The sequence below is a fragment of the Streptomyces clavifer genome, from assembly GCF_036345975.1.
In the GTDB taxonomy this organism is placed as follows: domain Bacteria; phylum Actinomycetota; class Actinomycetes; order Streptomycetales; family Streptomycetaceae; genus Streptomyces; species Streptomyces clavifer.
This window is the reverse complement of sequence record NZ_CP107793.1, coordinates 919,904-939,086: the sequence shown is the minus strand read 5'-3', so window position 1 is coordinate 939,086 and position 19,183 is coordinate 919,904. Positions and strand designations below refer to the sequence as shown.

The following is a 19,183-nucleotide window of genomic DNA, read 5'->3' as shown; positions in this document are numbered from 1 at the left end:
GGGAGTCTCATTCCACGGCCATGGGCCTGCGGGCCACACCGAGCACGCAGGGTGTGGTCGGCAGCTGGACGCCCTTCTCCGGGATCCGCAGCCTCCGGTACACGCCCAGCTCGAAGCCGGCCGACTCGATGGCCGCGATCGTGTCCCGCGCCGTGTGGCAGCCCCCGAAGAGCAGTGGCCATACCGTCCGGTCCACCACCCGCTGGGTGGTCGCCAGCGCTCGCCCCGGGGCCAGCGTGTGCTCGAAGAAGCGCAGCTCACCGCCCGGCCGGAGTACACGTTTGATCTCGGACAGCGCCCGGGGCAGGTCCCGAACCGTGCACAGCACCAACGACGCCACCGCGGCGTCGAAGGCCTCGCTCTTGACCGGGAGGGCCTCGGCCGTGCCCGGCACCACATCGACCGGGACCTCGGCGCGAAATCCGGCACGGGCCGCCAGCTGACGGAGACGGCGCTCGGGTTCGATCGCCACCACCTCGGACACCGACCCCGGGTAATGCGCGAAATTGAGGCCGTTTCCCGCGCCGATCTCGATGACCCGGCCCGAGACTCCGGACAGGAGCTCCTCACGGAGCCCGGCGATACCGCCCCTGAGGTCGGCCGTCACGCTCACCCGGGCATAGAACCGGGCGAAGACCGGATGGTGCACCGCGTCCCGCGGAATCCTCGTGCTGCGCAGACGCATGACGGACCTCCTCGGCGGGACGCGTACGGCTCCTTCGATTCTCCCCCGTGCGGGCCGGCTCAGCCCTCCAGATACGAGCCCGCTCAGCCCTTCACCTGCCGAGCCGGTTCCCACCCAGCTCCGGCGCCAGCCAAGCCGCCGCCCGTGCACGGAAATCGGCGGGGGAGAGCGACCCCGCCCCGGCCGGGACCACACCGAGCAACGGGGCGCCCGCGGCGACGGGGAGGTCTTCGAGGTTGCACCGGGCCGCCAGATCGGGTTCGGCCGGCATGCTGCCCACCACCACGCCGGGACATGCCAGGCCACGGGCTCGCAGCGCCTCCGCCGTCAGCGCGGTGGCGTTGAGGGTCCCGAGGCCCGCGGGTGCCACGACCAGCACGGGTGCGGCCATCAGCCGGGCGGCGTCCGCGAGTGTGGAGCCCTGCTCGTCGAAACGTACGAGCAGTCCGCCCGCGCCCTCGACCAGCACCAGATCGTGCTCCGTCGCCAGCTTCTGGGCCGCGTCGGCGATCTCGTAGGGGCGCACGGGCGGCAGGCCGGAGCGGCGTGCCGCGGTCTCCGGGGCCAACGGCTCGGGAAAGCGGGCCAGTTCCACCGCCGTCACCCGGCCCCCCGCCAGCCGCACGACCTCGGCCACGTCCCCCTGCTCCCCGGGGGCGAGACCGGTCTGAGCGGGCTTGAGCACCGCGACCCGCCGACCTGAACAGGCCGCGGCCACGGCCGCGGTCACCACTGTCTTGCCGATCTCGGTGCCCGTGCCGGACACCACCAGAATCGTCATCTCAGCCCTCCCTCGCCGCCGCGTACACGGCCCGGCAGATCCGCGCCACATCGTCGTCGCCCGTCACGTACGGGGGCATCGTGTAGACGAGATCGCGGAAGGGCCGCAGCCATACGCCCTCGCGGACGGCCGCCCGGGTGGCGGCCGCCATGTCCACCTCGTGGTCGAGCTGTACGACACCGATCGCGCCCAGCACGCGCACGTCCCGCACGCCGGGCAGACCGGCGGCCTCGGCGAGGCCGTGCCGCAGCCCGGCGCCGATCCGCTTCACCTCCTGCTCCCAGTCCTGGCCGAGCAGCAGCTCGATGGACGCGCAGGCCACGGCCGAGGCGAGCGGATTGCCCATGAAGGTGGGCCCGTGCGCGAGCACCGGCACCGCCCCGCTCGAGATGCCCTCCGCCACGCGGGTGGTGCACAGTGTCGCCGCCAGCGTCAGGTATCCGCCGGTCAGCGCCTTGCCGACACACATGACATCCGGGGACACCCCGGTGTGCCCGGCCGCGAACAGCTTCCCCGTACGGCCGAATCCGGTGGCGATCTCGTCGAACACCAGGAGCACGTCGTGCGCGTCGCACGCCTCGCGGAGCACCCGAAGGTACTCCGGCGAGTGGAACCGCATCCCTCCCGCACCCTGTACCACCGGCTCCACGATCACCGCGGCCAGCTCGTCGGCATGCGCGGCGATCAGTTCCCGCAGGTGCCGGACATAGCGGGCGTCCGGCTCCGCGTCGAAGCCGTCGGGCGGCGCGTCCGCGAAGATCTGGCGAGGGAGGGCCCCCGACCACAGCTCGTGCATACCGCCTTCGGGATCGCAGACCGACATCGGCTGCCAGGTGTCCCCGTGATAGCCGCCGCGCCACGTCAGCAGCCGGTGCTTGGCGGGCCGCCCGGCCGAGCGCCAGTACTGCAGGCACATCTTCACCGCGACCTCGACCGAGACCGACCCGGAGTCGGCGAGGAAGACGTGCTGCAGCGGCTCCGGAGTGATCTCCACCAGCCGGGTGGCCAGCCGGACGGCGGGCTCGTGTGTCAGCCCGCCGAACATCACATGGCTCATCCGGTCCAGCTGGCCGCGGGCAGCCTCGTTGAGCACCGGATGGTTGTAGCCGTGCACCGCCGACCACCAGGACGACATGCCGTCCACCAACTCGAGCTGGCCGTCAGCCGGTTCGGCGAGCCGGAGCCGCACCCCGGACGCCGACTCCACGACCAGTGGCTCCTGACGGCCCGGCATCGGACCGTAGGGATGCCAGACGTGGGCCCGGTCCAGGGAGCGGAGTTCGGCAGGGGAGAGCGGATCAGGCATTGGGCGCGATGTCCGTGCCGGCGCCGCGACGGCGCACCGTCACCAGATCCGTTCGCACAGGGTCCGTTCGCGCAGGTTCCGCACCTGCGGGTTCGGGCCCCACAGCCGGGGCCTCGGAGGAGTCCTGAGCGGCCTCGGGAGTTTCGCCGCACGGGGAGCAGCCGCCGTCGTGCGAACCGCAGCCGCCGCCCGTCGTGGCGCGGTGCCGGGGAAGCGTCGTCGTGTCCGCCCCCTCCACCTCGAAACCGGCGTCCGCGATCATGTCGAGGTCGGACTGGCCCGACTGCCCCTCGGTGGTCAGGTAGTCACCCAGGAAGATCGAGTTGGCCAGGTTCAGGGCGAGCGGCTGCATCGAGCGCAGATGGACCTCGCGCCCGCCCGCGAGCCGCACCTCGACGTCCGGGCAGACGAACCGGACCATCGCCAGAATGCGCAGGCACCGTTGGGGAGTCAGGTGCCACTCCTTGGCGAGCGGGGTGCCTTCGATCGGGATCAGGAAGTTCACCGGCACCGAGTCCGGGTCCAGCCCGCGCAGCGAGAACACGACGTCCACCAGATCGGCGTCGGTCTCACCCATTCCCGCGATCAGCCCGGAACACGCCGAGAGGCCCGCGGACTGGGCCTGCTGCACGGTGTCCACCCGGTCGGCGTACGTGTGGGTGGTCGTGATCTCCCCGTACGTCCCCTCCGAGGTGTTGAGGTTGTGGTTGTACGCGTCGGCGCCCGCGGACCGCAGCCGGTCGGCCTGACCCTCCGAGAGCAGACCGAGGCACGCGCACACCTCGACGTCCTCGTGCTGCTCCTTGATCGCCTCGATCGTCTGCGACACGCGGTCGACGTCCCGGTCCGTCGGCCCCCGGCCGCTCGCCACCAGGCACACGCGCTTCGCACCGCCGGCCACCCCGGCGGCGGCGGCCTTCGTCGCCTCGTCCGGTTTCAGCCAGGTGTACTTGAGGATCCCCGCCTTGGAGCCGAGCCGCTGCGAGCAGTACGAGCAGTCCTCGGGGCAGAGTCCGGACTTCAGGTTCACCAGATAGTTGAGCTTCACGCGCCGCCCGAACCACTGACGGCGTACCTTTCCGGCCGCGGCCACCACGTCGAGCAGTTCGTCGTCCGAGGTCGCCAGCACGGCGAGCGCTTCTTCACGGGTCGGCAGTTCGCGCCGCAGTCCCTTGTCCACCAGCGTGTTCAGCAGGTCCATGGCCCTGATCCTGACGTACGGCACCGCCATCGGCCAAGGAGGAACCGGACAGCAGAGGCGGCCGAGGGTGTGTGTATTGCCACATCCTGACCTGCTGCGCACCCCGCTAGGGTCTGTGGGCTGCCTACAAAAGGGACCGCCCCCATGCCCTTCGCCCCGTTCGACTGGATCGATGACGAGGCCCGCCGCCGTGCCGCGGCCGGACTCGTCCGCACCCTGCGCCCCCGGCCCGCCGAATCGGGACTGCTCGACCTCGCGAGCAACGACTATCTCGGTCTCACGCGGCACCCCGAGGTGACCGCGGCCGCAGCCGAGGCGGCCCTCCGCTGGGGAGCGGGTGCCACCGGGTCGCGGCTGGTCACCGGGTCCACCACCCTGCACGCCGAACTCGAACGCGAGCTTGCGGACTTCTGCGGTTTCGAGGCAGCCCTCGTCCTGTCGTCCGGTTACGCCGCCAACCTCGCCGCGCTCACCGCGCTCACCGGGCCGGAGTCGCTGATCGTGTCCGATGCGGGGAACCACGCCTCGATCGTCGACGGCTGCCGACTCTCCCGCGCGGCCACTTCCGTCGTTCCGCACGCGGATCCGGACGCGGTGCGGAAGGCGCTGCACACCCATGGCGGACGGGCCCTGGCCGTGACCGACTCCGTCTTCTCGGTGGACGGCGACGCCGCTCCGCTGGGCGCCCTGGCCGACGCGTGCCGGGGCGGCGGAGCGGCACTCCTCGTGGACGACGCCCACGGCCTGGGCGTCCTGGGCGAGGGCGGGCGCGGCGCGCTCGGCGCCGCCGGGCTCGCGGGCGGCGAGGACATCGTGGCGACACTCACCCTCTCGAAATCCCTCGGCAGCCAGGGCGGGGCGATCCTCGGCCCTGCCCGCGTCGTGGACCATCTGGTCAACGCGGCCCGGACGTTCATCTTCGACACCGGCCTCGCTCCGGCGGCCGCCGGAGCCGCCCTGGGCAGCCTGCGGCTGCTGCGCAGGGAACCGGAACGGGCGGGCCGGGCCCGGGCCGTCGCCGCCGAACTGTACGACCGGCTGTCGGCGGCGGGGCTGACCGCCGTACGACCGGACGCGGCCGTCGTGTCGGTCCGGGCGCCGTCGGCACAGGCGGCGGTGCGCTGGGCCGCCGACTGCCGTTCGGCCGGTCTCGCGGTGGGGTGCTTCCGGCCGCCCTCCGTCCCGGACGGGATCTCCAGGCTGCGGCTGACCGCGCGGGCCGATCTGACGAGGGACGAGATCATGGCCGCGGTGGCCACGATCGTGGCCACCGCCCCCTCCGGCTGACCGCTCAGCCGCCCCGGTGCTCCCGCAGCCCGGCCACGAAGGACGTCCAGGCCGTCGCGGTGAAGTGCAGCGGCGGCAGGTCCACATCCTTGGAGTCCCGTACGGCGAGCAGGTCGCCGTCCAGTGGTGCGGCTTCCACGCAGTTGTTCATCCCGGTGCTGCGGCTGCTGCGCCGCCACCGGAGTGCGGGCTGTGCGAGACGGTCGGACATCGTGCCCCCCTCGGGCAGTCTGAAGATCCGGTCAACCGCCGCGGCCTACGGCGGCGATGAGGTCCAGCGAACGCTCCGGCGACAGCGCGTGAGCCTGCATGGTGCGGAAGGCCGAGCTGTACGCCTCAAGGTCTTCTCTCCGCTCCAGATAGAGACTACTCGTCAAGTGGTCAAGAACGACCACATCCAGATCAGAAATGGTCGGGAAGGAGAAGATAACGAAAGGTCCGGTGAGGCCGATGTAGCTGCCTGCGTCGAACGGGAGCAACTGCAACTGCACATGCGGCAATTGGGCCACGTCGGCCAGATGATTCAGCTGGTTCCGCATGACCTGTGGACCGCCGACGCCACGCCGTAGTACGGCCTCGTCGAGCACGGCGCTCAAGTGGAGCGGTCTGCGCGCGTGCAGTACTCCCTGCCGGGCGAGCCGGACCTCCACCAGGGAGTCCAGCTGCGCGGGCGGCAGCCCGTCCAGGGAGGACCGGGTGACCGCCCGTGCGTAGTCGGCGGTCTGGAGCAGTCCCGGCACCACCGAGGTCTCCAGGGTGCGTGCGGCTCCGGCCTGGGACTCCAGGCTGATGAAGTCGCGGTACTGGGGCGGGATGAGACCGCGATAGGCGTGCCACCATCCGTTGCCGCCCCCGCCCGCGGAGCCGACGAGCGCCTGGAGCAGTGACCGGAGCTGCGCGTCGTCGACCCCGTAGGCATCCAGTAACCGGGTCACGTCGCCCGGCCTCACCCCGCTCGCTCCCGTCTCGATCCGGCTCACCTTCGACTGGTGCCAGCCCAGCAGCCGGGCCGCGTCGCGGCTCGTGAGTCCCGCGCCGTGGCGCAGGCCGCGTAGTTCCTCGCCGAGCTTGCGACGGCGTACGACAGGGCCGTGCTGCATGCCGGCCTCCTTCCGCTGTGCGGAGAGCCGACCCGTGCCGGGTCGGCTCGGAAAGGGGCCAGTGTTGCGCCAGTACGAGGCTCAGGGGGCAGAGTTCACCGTAATGAGCGACAGATATATGCATATCTTGTGGATCGTCGTTACAGAGGGGTGCATCAGTGGCAGTCTGACGCGAAGCACAATCCAGGCCGATCGCGGTTCGGTCCGGGCGGGAAGGGACGGCGTCGCCATGGCAGACCATCAGGAAGCAACCGTCACTCTGCCGAGCGATCCGGTCTCGGTCTCCGCGGCCCGGAGACACGTGACCAGGGTGCTTTCCGAATGGGGCCTGTCCGACGATTCCGAGGCGGCCGACGTCATCCGGCTGATCGTGTCGGAGCTCGCCACCAACGCCGTGCAGCACACCTTCGGACAGTCGCCCACGTTCACGGTGGACCTCCGCCTCGACCGGGACGTCGAGCTCTACCTCGGAGTGACGGACAGTCACCCGCGCTGGCCCCAGAAGCTGCCCGCGGCGGTCCGGCAGGACAACGGTCGCGGCATGGTGATCATCCGTGCCCTGGCCAAGGAGTGCGGAGGGGGCCTGGGCGTCAGTCCCACCCCGGACGGCGGCAAGACCGTGTCCATCACCCTTCCCTGGCCCGTCCCCGCACGGGCCTGACGCCAGGTGCCGGTCGGTCGGCCTCCCGTGCGGATCCCGAGCCGCCGTACGGATCCCGGGCCGCCGCACGGATCCCTGGAGGCCGTACGGACCTCGCGCCTTCCGTTCGTCCGGGGGTCCCGCCTGGAGCGTGCCTTCGCTACGCACCTGAACTCCCGCACGGGCCGAGTTCCCGAGCGCGCTCGCGACTCCCGGCCAGGCCGGGGGCCCGGCCCGGCTTCCCACGCCGCAGGCCACGGCGCGCACCCGTGGTCACCACAGTCACTGCGTTCCCGTCGCCCCGCGGCCGAAGCCGCTGCGGAGCAGGGCCCTGAGCGTGGTCGCCGCGACCGAGCTCCGGTCACCCCGGTGCACCACGGAGATCGTCCGCCGGAACGCCGCCGCCTCCAGCCGGCGTACGGCGAGGGGCGTCGGGGACATCGACGCGACCATCTCCGGTACCACCGCCACGCCGAGCCCCGCGCTGACCAGTGCGCACACCAGCGCGTAGCCGGGGGATTCGCAGACCACGGCGGGGGTCGCCCCGGCCTCGGCCAGCGCGCGCTCCACCCCGCGTCTCGGCGGATGGGCGGGTGCGCTGCTGATCAGGGGCCTGCCCGCCAGCTCGCCCACGGGCAGGGAACCGCTGCCCTCGGACAGGACGTGGCCGACGGCGGTGATCAGCACCAGCTCCTCGACGAGCAGCGGGTCGGCGGACACCCCTGCGGGCATCGGCTCCGCGGTCGCGGGCTCGTACGCATGGGTCAGCGCCAGATCCACCTCACCCGCGGCCACCGCGGCCACCCCGGAGGGCGGCTCGTAGTCCGTGACGGTCAGTTCCACGTCCGGGTGGGCGCGCCGGAAGGCGGCGAGCACAGGGGGCAGCAGATGGATTCCGGCCGTCGTGAACGTACCGACCCGCAGTCGCCCTCCCGACAGCCCTGCGAGGCGGGCAAGCTCGTGCCGGGCCTGGTCCATCTCGTCCAGCACCCGTCTGGCCCGCCCCGCCAGCAGCTCACCGGCCGCCGTCAGCCGCGCCCCGCGATGGTGCCGCACCAGGAGCACCGCACCGGCTTCCCGCTCCAGCTTGGCCAGCTGCTGGGAGAGTGCGGGCGCGGTGTAGCCGAGCCGCGCAGCCGCCCGGGTGATCGAACCGGCCTCGGCCACCGCCACCAGCGCGGCCAGGCGCGTCGGATCGTACATTAAGCGTTCCTTTTGGCAGACCCAGAAGATTGCAAGTACACGCTAAAGGCCCGACGGGGTCATCGTGTGCACATGGACGCACAACTGATCGCCTTCATCGGGGTGGCCGCGGGCATGGTCGCGCTGCCCGGCGCGGACTTCACCGTGGTCGTACGCAACGCCCTGGCCTCGCGTGGATCCGGGGTCGCCACCGCGGTCGGAGTCGCCGGGGGCCTGCTCGTGCACACGGCGCTGGCCGTCGCCGGTCTGGCCGCCGTACTGGTCACGATGCCCGTGCTCTTCCGCACCGTGCAGCTGCTCGGAGGTGCCTACGTGCTCTGTCTGGGGCTCGGCGCCCTGTACGCGATACGCCGACGGGGTCCGGTGGCGGAGGGGAACCCGTCCTCGGACGAGGCCGGGGACAGGGCGCCGATGAGCCCCGGGCGCTCGCTGCGCCAGGGATTCCTCACCAACGCCCTGAACCCCAAGGCGCCCGTCCTCTTCCTGAGCCTGCTGCCCCAGTTCGTCCCCGACGGGCAGCCGCCCCTTCCCAGGACCCTGCTGCTCGCGTCGATGGTCGTACTGCTGGCGCTCGTCTGGTTCCCGGCCGTGGCCCTGCTGGTGGACCGTCTCGGCCGGTGGCTGCGCCGGCCGCGTACCGCCCGCGCGATCGAGGGCGGCAGCGGCGCGGCGCTCACCGCACTGGGCCTCGTCCTGGTGACCGGACCCCTGCTGCACTGATCCAGGTGGCTACAGCCGTCAGCGGACCCTCCCGTACCAGACGCTCTTCGACCAGATCTTCTCCAGCCGGACCACGGCACCGGTCTTCGGCGAGTGCCAGATCTTCCCCCCGCCGGCGTAGATGCCCACGTGGTAGACACTCCGGCCCGAGTGGAAGAACACCAGGTCGCCGCGTTGCCGCTGCGACTTGGTGAGGTGGCGGGTCTTGTTGTACTGCTGCTGGGCCGTGCGGGGGAGCTTCTTGCCCGCCTTCTTGAAGGAGTAGAGCGTGAGGCCCGAGCAGTCGAACCGGTTGGGCCCCGTGGCGCCGTAGCCGTACGGCGAGCCCTTCTTCGAGGCAGCGATCTTGAGTGCCTTCGTCGAGTGGGTCGCTGCCTCGGCGTCGTTGACGAGGCCGGGCGCCAGCATGGTGGTACCCAGAGCGATGGTGAGGACCGAGGCCGTTCCGGCCCGGGCAAGCAGAGACGGGACATGAACCTGCGCAGTCATGCGCAACCCTTCGTCAGCCGCCTGTGAAGGATGACCTGTCGGGTTCGGGCTGGCGAAGTTGCCCGGCCGCACACGGCGGCTTCACCCCGAGGGCCGCCCGGAATTCCGGTCGGCCCGTTGTGCTCGGGTCCTCCACTCCTGCCGATCCACTTCTGTCGACCAGGCATCCGGACAGCGGCAGGACTCGGCGTCCGCCCGGACCGCCCCGCCGCGGTGGCGGGGGCTTGTCGTCCCAGGGATCTTTACTCACGGACCGCCGGATTTCCGAGCTGAAATGGCGTTATGTGAGAGTCATCACGACTGATCCATTCGGGTGGACGGGTTCTGTTCCGGGCCTCGTCGGCGTTGTCCGACCAGCCCCGTACCAGCGGCGGAAGTACATATTCCGCTTGGCGTCCGCGCACACTGCGCAAGTTGGACTGTCCCTCGTGCGGGCGAGCGTCTACGCCGAACGAGCGAGCGAAACTGGTCCTCCCACCGGGCGTGTCGTGAAAGGGCGTCGAGAGCCGGCGGGGGCGGGGGATCCGGGGTGGGGCAGCTGTCAACTCGTCGGATCCGGAGGCATGGTGACCCGGCCTGCGCGTCGCTCCCCGTCCAGCAGTCGCAGTGCCCGTGCCAGCGTGGCCGCGTGAATCTGCGTCTCGCCCCGGTCGTGCATGAGTGCGAGCGCGTCGCGGAGGTCGGCGGCCCGTGAGGCCAGCGCCTGAGCGGCCCTCAGCGCTCCGTAGGTGTCGCTCCCACGGGCCGGATTGATCCGGCCGATCTGGTCGAGCACTTCCAGATAGCAGTCGATGAACTCGGCTTCGGCGCGGGTCAGTGCGGGAAGCGGCGGGAGCTGGGGTGAGGGCATCGGGGTCCACCTCGCGGGGTGCGGCGACTGGGGCGGTGCGCGGTTCTCCACGGCGTGATCCACGCATCCGTACGCCGGGGCGTCGAGGGTGTGCCGCTCGACGGGTCGAACTCCCGCCGGAAAACCCGTGTGACGGGCCGGCACGGCGACGGGCATCGCGTGGACACGCACCAACTCGCCCTCCCCGAGCCGGAGACCGGGGGCCGGTCCCGCACCGGAGCGTCCGGAGCAGGCTGTTGTATGACTACCCGCCCACCGGCCCGTGCATGTCGCCGCCCCGGCCCGCCCGTGCCTGTCGCCGCCCCGGTCGGCCGGGGCGGCCGCGAGCCGCGCCCCCGCACCCGCGGTCGGCCCGTCCGAGGAGGAACGCCTCCACGTCGTGGACGGGGGCGCGGCATCCTGGGTCGTGCGTCGCCGTCGTGGCGTGGAGCGAGCCGCAGGGCGAGTGGAGGGAGGGGGAGAGGCCCCCCTCGGCGCCGAAACGGCCGAGGTGCTCACGAGTCGGCCACCCCTCCGGTGTGGCGGGTGCGCGGCCGGCTCCGGTGTGAGGACACTCAGCCCACGGGTACGGGATCGGGCTCGGACGCGGGGGCTGCGGCGCCGTCGGTCCGCTCCGGGCGCCCGCGGCCGGCGACGAGGACGGCGAGCAGGCCGAGCGCAGCCCAGGCCGCCAGGATCGCCACGGCTCCGCCGGCGCCCCTTCCGTCGAAGAACGCGACCGACCGGAGCAGCGAGCCGCCCGCGCCGGGCGGCAGCCACTGGCCGATCAGGCCGACCGGCTCGGGGAGCAGCTCGGGTGCGCTGGTGACGCCGGAGAACGAATTGCCCAGCAGCACGATCAGCAGTGACCCCAGGCCGATCCCCGCCGGGCCGATCAGGGTGGCCAGGCCGGCCACGATCGAGCCGATCGCCAGCACGGTCAGCCCGATGGCGCCGGCCTCCGTCCACCAGGCCCCGGTGATCGCGCCGAGCCAGCTGTGGGTGACCGCGGTGGTGGCGATGCCCACCAGCGCCGCCGTGCCGGCCAGGGTCACCGCAGCCCGGGCGCCGCGCAGCTTCATCGAGGTCACGACCGCGCCGGCGGCGACCCCGGCGATGGCCAGCGGCAGGATGCTCGCGCCGAGCGCGCTGCCGCGGGGGTCTGCCGCCGGGGCCGCGACGACATCGGTGACCGGTACGGCGGTTCCTGCCGGTGAGGCTCCCGCGACCATCTGGGTCAGCAACTGGGAGACGACGGGGCCCGCCGCCGACGCGACGAGGAGCTGCGGCCCCTTGCCGGTGGCCACGACGGCGCCGTATACGACCCGGTTCTCGATCGCGGTGCGTGCGGCGGCCGCGTCGTCGTAGCGGTGGATCTCGAAGGCTCCCTCATGCTGCTGGAACCGCTCCTGCAGCTGACCGGCCGCGGCAGCGGACCCGGCGACGCCCACGGGCAGATCGCGCGGCGCGATCCGTGCGGCAGGCCATGCGAAGGCCCAGAGGGCGAGCGTCACCGCCAGGGGGACGAGCAGGACGATCACCACCGCACGGCGGTTCGGTGCAGCAGACATGGGGGTGCCTCGATTCGAAAGTGGCGATCCAAAGAGAAGGATCGTTCGTTTTACGACGGCTTCACTGTCCGCCCGGGGCGGATCCTTGTCAAGAAGGAACGTTCGTTTTAGGTTTGGGTCATGGCACGCGTATCCCAGGAGCACCTAGACGCCCGTCGTCGGCAGATCCTTGCCGGGGCCGCACGCTGTTTCTCCGGCAACGGCTTCCACGGCACATCGATGCAGGACGTGCTGAAGGAGGTCGGACTGTCGGCCGGGGCCGTCTATCGCTACTTCGCGAGCAAGGAGGACCTGATCGCGGCCATCGCCGACGAGGCCTTCCGCTCCATCCGGCAGGCGTTCGAGGAGGCGGCGGAGCTCACTCCGCCGCCCACCCCCGACGTCCTGCTCGGCCGGGTGCTGCGCAGGGTGATCGACGGGCAGGTGTACGGGCTGGAACGCCGTACGTGCGCCGCGCTGATGGTTCAGGTGTGGGCGGAGACCCTGCGCGACGAGCGGCTGGCGGCGACGCTCGAGGGCGGTTACACCGGCATGCGCGCCGCCTGGGCGAAGCTGGTCGATGCCTATCGCGCGGCCGGCATCATGCACTCCGACGTGCCCGCCGACGATGTCGCCCGCACGATGATCGCCACCGCTCAGGGCTTCATGGCCCAGGAGGCGCTGTTCGGCGGGGCGGAGCCCGAGGTGCTGGAGAACGGGCTGCGGGGCCTGATGTCCATGGATCCGCAAAAGATCAGTTAACGCGCCGGAAAAACTTCCGCCCTAACGTGCAATACCTGGCCGCGGAGCCCCGACCGTTCTTCAACAGTCTGTTGAAGATGGATAGGGTCCCGCTGCGCCCGGGGCCGGTACCGGGCGGAAGACGAAGAGGGTGGAAGCGTGCAACTGACTCCGCACGAACAGGAACGCCTGCTCATCCACGTGGCGGCCGACGTCGCCGAGAGGCGCAGGGCGCGTGGGCTGCGGCTGAACCATCCCGAGGCGATCGCCCTGATCACCTCGCACCTCCTGGAAGGTGCCCGCGACGGCCGGACGGTCGCCGAGCTCATGGCCTCCGGCAGGAAGGTGCTCACCCGCGCGGACGTCATGGACGGCATCCCGGAGATGATCCACGACGTCCAGGTGGAAGCCACCTTCCCGGACGGCACCAAGCTCGTCACCGTGCACGACCCGATCGTGTGACGGGGGAACGGCTGATGATTCCCGGAGAGATCCTGTACGCGGACGCCCCCGTGCCGCTCAACGAGGGGCGCCCCGTCACCCGCCTCACCGTCCTCAACGCCGCCGACAGGCCCGTCCAGGTCGGCTCGCACTACCACTTCGCCGAGGCGAATCCCGGCCTGGAGTTCGACCGCCGGGCCGCCCATGGGCTGCGCCTGCACATCGCCGCGGGGACCGCGGTGCGCTTCGAGCCCGGTATCCCCGTCGACGTCGAACTCGTCCCGCTCGCAGGCCTGCGCATCGTCCCCGGACTGCGCGGCGACACCGGAGGTTCCCTCGATGCCTGAGCTCAGCCGCCCGGTGTACGCCGATCTGTTCGGGCCCACCACCGGTGACCGAATCCGGCTCGCCGACACCGACCTCGTCGTCGAGATCGAGGAGGACCGCTGCGGCGGCCCGGGGCGGGCCGGTGACGAAGCCGTGTTCGGGGGCGGGAAGGTGATCCGCGAGTCGATGGGCCAGGCGCGCACCACCCGCGCCGAAGGTGCACCCGACACGGTGATCACCGGCGCCGTCATCATCGACCACTGGGGCATCGTCAAGGCCGACCTGGGCATCCGCGACGGCCGGATCACCGGCATCGGCAAGGCCGGCAACCCGGACACGATGGACGGTGTCCATCCCCACCTGGTCATCGGTCCCGAGACCGAGATCATCGCGGGCAACGGCAAGTTCCTCACCGCGGGGGCCATCGACGCCCACGTCCACTTCATCTCGCCGACCCTGATCGACCAGGCGCTCTCCGCGGGGATCACCACCCTTGTCGGCGGTGGCACGGGACCGGCGGAAGGTACCAAGGCCACCACCATCACCCCGGGCCCCTGGCACCTCGCCCGGATGTTCGAGGCGCTGGAGGCCTATCCCGTCAACATCGGTCTTCTCGGCAAGGGCAACACGATGTCCCGCGAGGCCATGCACTCCCAACTGCGGGCCGGAGCACTGGGGTTCAAGATCCACGAGGACTGGGGCGCCACCCCCGCCGTCATCGACGCCTGCCTCGGGGTCTGCGAGGAGACCGGCGCACAGCTGGCCATCCACACGGACACGCTCAACGAGGCGGGCTTCGTCGCCGACACCCTGGCCGCCATCGCGGGTCGCTCCATCCACGCCTACCACACCGAAGGCGCGGGCGGTGGGCACGCACCCGACATCATCAGCGTGGTCTCGGAGCCGTACGTCCTTCCCAGCTCCACCAACCCGACGCGGCCGCACACCGTCAACACCATCGAGGAACACCTCGACATGCTGATGGTCTGCCACCACCTCAACCCCGCGGTGCCGGAGGACCTCGCCTTCGCCGAATCCCGGATCCGGCCCTCGACCATCGCGGCCGAGGACATCCTCCACGACCTCGGCGCCATCTCGATCATCTCCTCGGACTCCCAGGCGATGGGGCGCATCGGCGAAGTGGTCCTGCGTACCTGGCAGACCGCCCATGTGATGAAGCGGCGGAGGGGCTCCCTGCCGGGCGACGGACCGGCCGACAACCACCGGGCCCGTCGCTATGTCGCCAAATACACCATCAACCCGGCGGTGGCCCAGGGGCTGGACCGGGAGATCGGCTCGGTGGAGAGCGGAAAGCTGGCCGACCTCGTGCTGTGGGACCCGGCCTTCTTCGGTGTGAAGCCGCAGACCGTGATCAAGGGCGGCCAGATCGCGTACGCGCAGATGGGTGACGCCAACGCGTCGATCCCCACCCCTCAGCCGGTCATGCCCAGGCCGATGTTCGGCGCCGTGGGCAGGGCCCCCGCTGCCAACTCCTTCAACTTCGTGTCCGCCGCGGCCATCGAGGACGGGCTGCCCGAACGGCTGGGGCTCGGCAAGCGGTTCGTGCCGATCACCAGCACCCGCGGTGTGACCAAGGCGGACATGCGGGAGAACGACGCCCTGCCTCGTGTCCGGGTCGATCCCGACAGCTTCGACGTCACCATCGACGGGGAGCGGGTCGAGCCGGCGCCTGCCGCGGAACTGCCGATGGCCCAGCGCTACTTCCTGTTCTGAACACGCCGCCCCTCCGACCCTCTGGACCCATGACCCGTTGAGCCCGCCGAGTCCTCCGACTCCGCTGGTCCTTCCGATCCCGTCCCTTCCGATCCCGTCCCACACGATCCCGATCGCCGACCCCCGAGGGCAGGACAGCACCCATGACGACGCGCGCCGCCCTGCTCGTCCTCGCCGACGGCCGGTTCCCCGCCGGTGGCCACGCCCACTCCGGTGGCGCCGAGCCGGCCGTCAAGGCGGGACGCATCCGCAACGCCCAGGACCTGGCGGACTTCTGCCTGGGCCGGCTCCACACCACCGGACTCACCTCCGCCGCGCTCGCCGCCGCGGCGGCGCACGGCCTCGATCCGCTCGCGCTCGACCAGGCCGCCGACGTCCGTACACCGTCGCCCGCACTGCGGGCCGTCGGACGCAAGCTCGGACGTCAGCTCATGCGGGCCGCGCGGTCCACCTGGCCCAGCCCCGAACTGGCCGCGCTCGCCGCGGCCCGGCCACGCGGCGCCCATCAGCCCGTCGTCCTCGGCCTCACCGCACGTGCGGCGGGCCTGGAGCCGGAGGACGCCGCACACTGCGTCGCGTACGAAGCCGTGAGCGGTCCGGCCACCGCGGTCGTCCGGCTGCTCTCGCTCGACCCCTTCGAGGCCACCGCCGTCCTCGCCCGCCTCGCTCCCGCACTCGACCGGGTCGCCGAAGAGGCCGCCGCGGCAGCACGGGACGGGATCGACGCGCTGCCCGCCGCCTCGGCCCCGTTGCTCGACATCACCGCCGAGGCCCACGCGGCCTGGCCGGTCCGCCTGTTCGCTTCCTGAACCCCGCCCCCCTCCGCCGTCACCCCCAGGAGCCGCACCCATGCACCTCGACCACGCCCACCACGGTCCCGCAGCCGTCAGTGCCGACGCCGCACGTCCCGACGGCACCCGGCGCGCCCTGCGCATCGGCCTCGGCGGACCGGTCGGATCGGGCAAGACCGCGACCGTCGCCGCCCTGTGCCGTGCCCTGCGCGACCGGCTGTCCATCGCCGTCGTCACCAACGACATCTACACCCGGGAGGACGCCGCCTTCCTGCTCCGCAACGCCGTCCTGCCGCCCGAGCGGATCCGGGCCGTCGAGACCGGCGCCTGCCCGCACACCGCGATCCGCGACGACATCTCCGCCAACCTCGAAGCGGTCGAGGACCTGGAGGAAGCGGTGGGGGCCCTCGACCTGATCCTCGTCGAGTCCGGCGGCGACAACCTCACCGCCACCTTCTCCAAAGGGCTCGTCGACGCACAGGTATTCGTCATCGACGTCGCGGGCGGTGACGACATCCCGCGCAAGGGGGGCCCGGGAGTCACCACCGCCGACCTCCTCGTCATCAACAAGACCGATCTCGCCCCGTACGTCGGCTCCGACCTCGGCCGGATGGCCCGCGACGCCGCGGAGCAGCGCGGTGAACTCCCCGTCGTCTTCACCTCCCTCACCTCCGCCGAGGGGGTCGGGCCGGTAGCCGACTGGGTGCGGGCGCAGCTCGCCGCCTGGGCCGCATGAGCGTCAAGGCCACCGCGCGGATCACCGCGGTCCCCGACGGGCGCGGGGCCACCGCCCTCCCCGTGCTGGAGAGCGAAGGGCCGCTCGCCCTGCGCCGCACCAGATCACCGGAGCCCGGATACGCCCGCGTCACCGTGGTCGGCGCGATGAGCGCACCCCTCGGTGGCGACCGCCTCGCCATCGAGGCGCGGGCCGAGGACGGCGCCCTGCTGGCCGTGGACTCCGCGGCGGCCACGGTGGCGCTCCCCGGCGCCGGCCCCGACGCGGGCCGCGCCTCGTACGCTCTGCGGCTCGGCGCGGGGGAGGGGGCGGAGCTGCGCTGGCTCCCCGAGCAGCTCATCTCGGCCTGCGGCAGCGCGCTCGACCAGACCACCCGGGTCGAACTCGCCACCACCGCGCGGCTGGTGCTGCGCGAGGAACAGATCCTGGGCCGGCACGGAGAGGACACCGGCAGCCTCACCACCCGTCTGACGGTCCACCGGGCCGGCCGTCCGCTGCTCGACCAGCAGCTGGCCTACGGACCCGGGGCGCCCGGAGGGTGGGACGGCGCCGCCGTACTCGGCGGCAACCGGGCCGTGGGGCAACTGCTGCTGGTCGACCCCGTGTTCGAGACCGCTTCGCTCGTGTCCCGGGTGCTCGGCCCCACCGCCGTACTCACCCCGCTGGCCGGACCCGGCGTCCTGGTGACGGCACTGGCCGCCGATGCCCGGCTCCTGCGCTGTCTGCTGGACGAGGTCCTGGAAGAGCTGCTGCACGGCCTGAGGGCGGCCCGCGGAGCCTGAGTCCGCTCAGCGGGCAGGGGTCACCGGTTATTGGTTCGGCAAAGAAACAGGTGTCCGCCCTGTTCTCAGCCACCCCACAGACGAAAGGATCCGCTGGACGCAGGAACACGTGCGCCGCCACCGGCGGCCACACACAGGGGGAGGTTCCACTTGATACGCACAGCAGTGCTCGGTTCGGCCGGCGCTCTGATCGCGGGGACGCTGATTGCGGGCGCGACCGCCGCGCCTGCCGCCGGCGCCGATGACCGTCACCACGGGTCCACGGAGGCGCGCGGCGTACAGCTCGCCGCGGCCAGGGCGGCGAAGACCGGCATCGACTGGACGGACTGTCCGGCCGACTGGGCGATCGCCGCGCCCATCCAGTGCGGATGGGTGACCGTGCCGCTCGACTACGCCAAGCCCCACGGCAAGCAGATCGAGCTCGCCGTCGACCGGCACGTCAGCACCGGCACCAAGGCCGAGCGCCAGGGCGCCCTGCTCTACAACCCCGGCGGCCCCGGTGGCTCCGGCATGGCCTTCCCGAAGCGCGTCGTCACGAAGAACCCGCTCTGGGCGAACACCGCGAAGGCATACGACTTCGTCGGCTTCGACCCGCGCGGGGTGGGCCACTCGGCGCCCATCTCGTGCATCGACCCGCAGGAGTTCGTGAAGGCCCCCAAGGCCGACCCGGTGCCCGACAGCGAGGCGGACAAGCGCGCGCAGCGCAAGCTGGCCGCCGAGTACGCGGCCGGCTGCGCCGAGCGCAGCGGCGGCATGCTGCCGCACATGACGACGCCCAACACCGCACGCGACCTGGACGTCATCCGCGCGGCGCTCGGGGAGGAGAAGCTCAACTTCCTGGGCGTCTCCTACGGCACGTATCTGGGCGCGGTCTACGGCACGCTCTTCCCGACGCATGTGCGCCGCATGGTCGTCGACAGCGTGGTCAACCCGGCTACGGACAACATCTGGTACGAGGCCAACCTCAACCAGGACGTCGCCTTCCAGACGCGTTGGGACGACTGGAAGGCATGGGTCGCCGACAACGACGCCGTCTACCACATCGGCGACACGCCCGAGAAGGTCGAGCAGGCGTGGCTGACGCTGCGCGCGGCGGCCAAGAAGAGCCCCATCGGTGGCGTCCTGGGTCCCGCCGAGCTCATCGGCTTCTTCCAGGGAGCGCCGTACTACGACTCCGCCTGGGCGCCCACGGCCCGGACCTGGAGCGACTACCTGGCGGGCGACACCCAGGCGCTGATCGATGCCGCCGCCCCCGACCTGTCGGACACCGCGGGCAACGCCCGCTCCGAGAACAGCAACGCCGTGTACACGGCGGTCGAGTGCGCGGACGCCAAGTGGCCCACCAGCTGGAAGAAGTGGGACCGCGACAACACCCGGCTGCACCAGAAGTACCCGTTCATGACCTGGGCGAACGCCTGGATGAACCTGCCCTGTGCGACCTGGTCGGCCAAGCAGCAGAACCCGCTGGAGGTCAGGACCGGCAAGGGCCTGCCCCCGGTGCTGATCGTGCAGTCCGAGCGGGACGCCGCCACTCCGTACGAGGGCGCCGTCGAGCTGCACAAGCGGTTCAAGGGTTCCCGTCTCATCACCGAGAAGGGCGCCGGCTCCCACGGAGTCACCGGTCTGGTCAACCCCTGCGTCAACGAGCGGGTGGACACCTACCTGCTCACGGGGAGGACCGACCGTGGCGACGTGACGTGCAGCCCGCACGCCACACCGAAGCCGTGATCACCGCCTGACGTGAGCGGGCGGCCGATGACGACCGGCGGCCGCCCGCTCACCCCTCCGCGGCTTCCTCGTGGTTCCGCGTGGGGCCCGCGGCCCTCCGGCCCGCATCACA

21 protein-coding genes and 1 riboswitch are annotated in these 19,183 nt (G+C 71.7%); of the genes, 11 read left to right on the top strand and 10 right to left on the bottom strand.

Going from position 1 to position 19,183, the window contains the following annotated elements:
• Window positions 1-7: 7 nt before the first annotated feature.
• The 4 genes from OG927_RS03795 to bioB all read right to left on the bottom strand — a co-directional run bounded on the left by OG927_RS03795 (window position 8) and on the right by bioB (window position 3,973).
• Entirely contained in the window at window positions 8-685 is a 678-nt protein-coding gene (locus OG927_RS03795) for a class I SAM-dependent methyltransferase (RefSeq protein ID WP_330319698.1), read from the bottom strand.
• Between the two features lie 91 nt (window positions 686-776).
• Window positions 777-1,466 carry a dethiobiotin synthase gene (gene bioD / locus OG927_RS03790; RefSeq protein WP_330319697.1) on the bottom strand — a complete coding sequence of 230 codons (690 nt, stop codon included), beginning with the start codon at window positions 1,464-1,466 and terminating at the stop codon, window positions 777-779.
• Between the two features lies 1 nt (window position 1,467).
• Window positions 1,468-2,772: an adenosylmethionine--8-amino-7-oxononanoate transaminase gene (locus tag OG927_RS03785; RefSeq protein ID WP_330319696.1), complete on the bottom strand. Its 1,305-nt coding sequence runs from the start codon at window positions 2,770-2,772 to the stop codon at window positions 1,468-1,470.
• Complete coding sequence (gene bioB, locus OG927_RS03780) at window positions 2,765-3,973, bottom strand: biotin synthase BioB (RefSeq protein ID WP_330319695.1); 1,209 nt, start codon at window positions 3,971-3,973, stop codon at window positions 2,765-2,767. Before bioB ends, OG927_RS03785 begins: the two co-directional genes overlap by 8 nt.
• Before the next feature lie 144 nt (window positions 3,974-4,117).
• Between bioB and OG927_RS03775 the strand changes: the two genes are divergently transcribed.
• Window positions 4,118-5,260 carry an 8-amino-7-oxononanoate synthase gene (locus tag OG927_RS03775; RefSeq protein ID WP_124283042.1) on the top strand — a complete coding sequence of 381 codons (1,143 nt, stop codon included), beginning with the start codon at window positions 4,118-4,120 and terminating at the stop codon, window positions 5,258-5,260.
• A 4-nt stretch (window positions 5,261-5,264) separates the two neighbouring features.
• On the opposite strand, the gene OG927_RS03770 is transcribed toward OG927_RS03775, so the two are convergent.
• Window positions 5,265-5,471, bottom strand: a complete 207-nt coding sequence (locus OG927_RS03770; protein WP_124283043.1) for a DUF397 domain-containing protein — start codon at window positions 5,469-5,471, stop codon at window positions 5,265-5,267.
• 31 nt (window positions 5,472-5,502) lie between these two features.
• Window positions 5,503-6,360 (bottom strand): helix-turn-helix domain-containing protein, encoded by an 858-nt coding sequence (locus OG927_RS03765; protein WP_056795572.1) that lies wholly within the window; start codon window positions 6,358-6,360, stop codon window positions 5,503-5,505.
• A gap of 229 nt (window positions 6,361-6,589) precedes the next feature.
• Here OG927_RS03765 and OG927_RS03760 point away from each other — a divergent pair, with 229 nt between their 5' ends.
• Window positions 6,590-7,021: an ATP-binding protein gene (locus OG927_RS03760; RefSeq protein ID WP_124283044.1), complete on the top strand. Its 432-nt coding sequence runs from the start codon at window positions 6,590-6,592 to the stop codon at window positions 7,019-7,021.
• A 261-nt stretch (window positions 7,022-7,282) separates the two neighbouring features.
• On the opposite strand, the gene OG927_RS03755 is transcribed toward OG927_RS03760, so the two are convergent.
• Complete coding sequence (locus tag OG927_RS03755) at window positions 7,283-8,203, bottom strand: LysR family transcriptional regulator (protein ID WP_056795565.1); 921 nt, start codon at window positions 8,201-8,203, stop codon at window positions 7,283-7,285.
• A gap of 72 nt (window positions 8,204-8,275) precedes the next feature.
• Between OG927_RS03755 and OG927_RS03750 the strand changes: the two genes are divergently transcribed.
• Window positions 8,276-8,923: a LysE family translocator gene (locus OG927_RS03750; RefSeq protein WP_056795562.1), complete on the top strand. Its 648-nt coding sequence runs from the start codon at window positions 8,276-8,278 to the stop codon at window positions 8,921-8,923.
• An 18-nt stretch (window positions 8,924-8,941) separates the two neighbouring features.
• Here the strand turns inward: OG927_RS03750 and OG927_RS03745 are convergent, their stop codons facing one another.
• From OG927_RS03745 to OG927_RS03735, 3 genes are all read right to left on the bottom strand, one after another.
• Window positions 8,942-9,412: a C40 family peptidase gene (locus OG927_RS03745; RefSeq protein WP_056795559.1), complete on the bottom strand. Its 471-nt coding sequence runs from the start codon at window positions 9,410-9,412 to the stop codon at window positions 8,942-8,944.
• A gap of 3 nt (window positions 9,413-9,415) precedes the next feature.
• A riboswitch (cyclic di-AMP (ydaO/yuaA leader) is annotated at window positions 9,416-9,588 on the bottom strand.
• Window positions 9,589-9,953: 365 nt separating this feature from the next.
• Window positions 9,954-10,262 (bottom strand): hypothetical protein, encoded by a 309-nt coding sequence (locus tag OG927_RS03740; RefSeq protein ID WP_056795557.1) that lies wholly within the window; start codon window positions 10,260-10,262, stop codon window positions 9,954-9,956.
• A 554-nt stretch (window positions 10,263-10,816) separates the two neighbouring features.
• On the bottom strand, window positions 10,817-11,812 hold the full coding sequence (locus OG927_RS03735) for an ABC transporter permease (protein ID WP_330319694.1): 996 nt from the start codon (window positions 11,810-11,812) through the stop codon (window positions 10,817-10,819).
• Between the two features lie 120 nt (window positions 11,813-11,932).
• Between OG927_RS03735 and OG927_RS03730 the strand changes: the two genes are divergently transcribed.
• The 8 genes from OG927_RS03730 to OG927_RS03695 all read left to right on the top strand — a co-directional run bounded on the left by OG927_RS03730 (window position 11,933) and on the right by OG927_RS03695 (window position 19,071).
• Entirely contained in the window at window positions 11,933-12,553 is a 621-nt protein-coding gene (locus tag OG927_RS03730) for a TetR/AcrR family transcriptional regulator (protein WP_330319693.1), read from the top strand.
• 138 nt (window positions 12,554-12,691) lie between these two features.
• A complete protein-coding gene (locus tag OG927_RS03725; RefSeq protein ID WP_124283047.1) occupies window positions 12,692-12,994 on the top strand; it encodes an urease subunit gamma in 303 nt (100 codons plus the stop codon).
• Window positions 12,995-13,008: 14 nt separating this feature from the next.
• Window positions 13,009-13,320, top strand: a complete 312-nt coding sequence (locus OG927_RS03720) for an urease subunit beta (RefSeq protein ID WP_056796027.1) — start codon at window positions 13,009-13,011, stop codon at window positions 13,318-13,320.
• Entirely contained in the window at window positions 13,313-15,034 is a 1,722-nt protein-coding gene (locus OG927_RS03715; protein ID WP_124283048.1) for an urease subunit alpha, read from the top strand. The genes OG927_RS03720 and OG927_RS03715 overlap by 8 nt, the downstream gene beginning before the upstream one ends.
• A 143-nt stretch (window positions 15,035-15,177) precedes the next feature.
• The gene (locus OG927_RS03710; protein WP_056795544.1) at window positions 15,178-15,843 is read left to right on the top strand and encodes an urease accessory protein UreF; all 666 of its coding nucleotides are present in this window, start codon (window positions 15,178-15,180) and stop codon (window positions 15,841-15,843) included.
• 40 nt (window positions 15,844-15,883) lie between these two features.
• Window positions 15,884-16,561, top strand: a complete 678-nt coding sequence (ureG, locus tag OG927_RS03705) for an urease accessory protein UreG (protein WP_056795541.1) — start codon at window positions 15,884-15,886, stop codon at window positions 16,559-16,561.
• Window positions 16,558-17,343, top strand: coding sequence for an urease accessory protein UreD (locus OG927_RS03700; protein ID WP_056795537.1), 786 nt, complete (start codon window positions 16,558-16,560; stop codon window positions 17,341-17,343). The genes ureG and OG927_RS03700 overlap by 4 nt, the downstream gene beginning before the upstream one ends.
• A 150-nt stretch (window positions 17,344-17,493) precedes the next feature.
• Window positions 17,494-19,071 carry an alpha/beta hydrolase gene (locus tag OG927_RS03695; RefSeq protein ID WP_330319692.1) on the top strand — a complete coding sequence of 526 codons (1,578 nt, stop codon included), beginning with the start codon at window positions 17,494-17,496 and terminating at the stop codon, window positions 19,069-19,071.
• The last annotated feature ends 112 nt before the right edge of the window (window positions 19,072-19,183 follow it).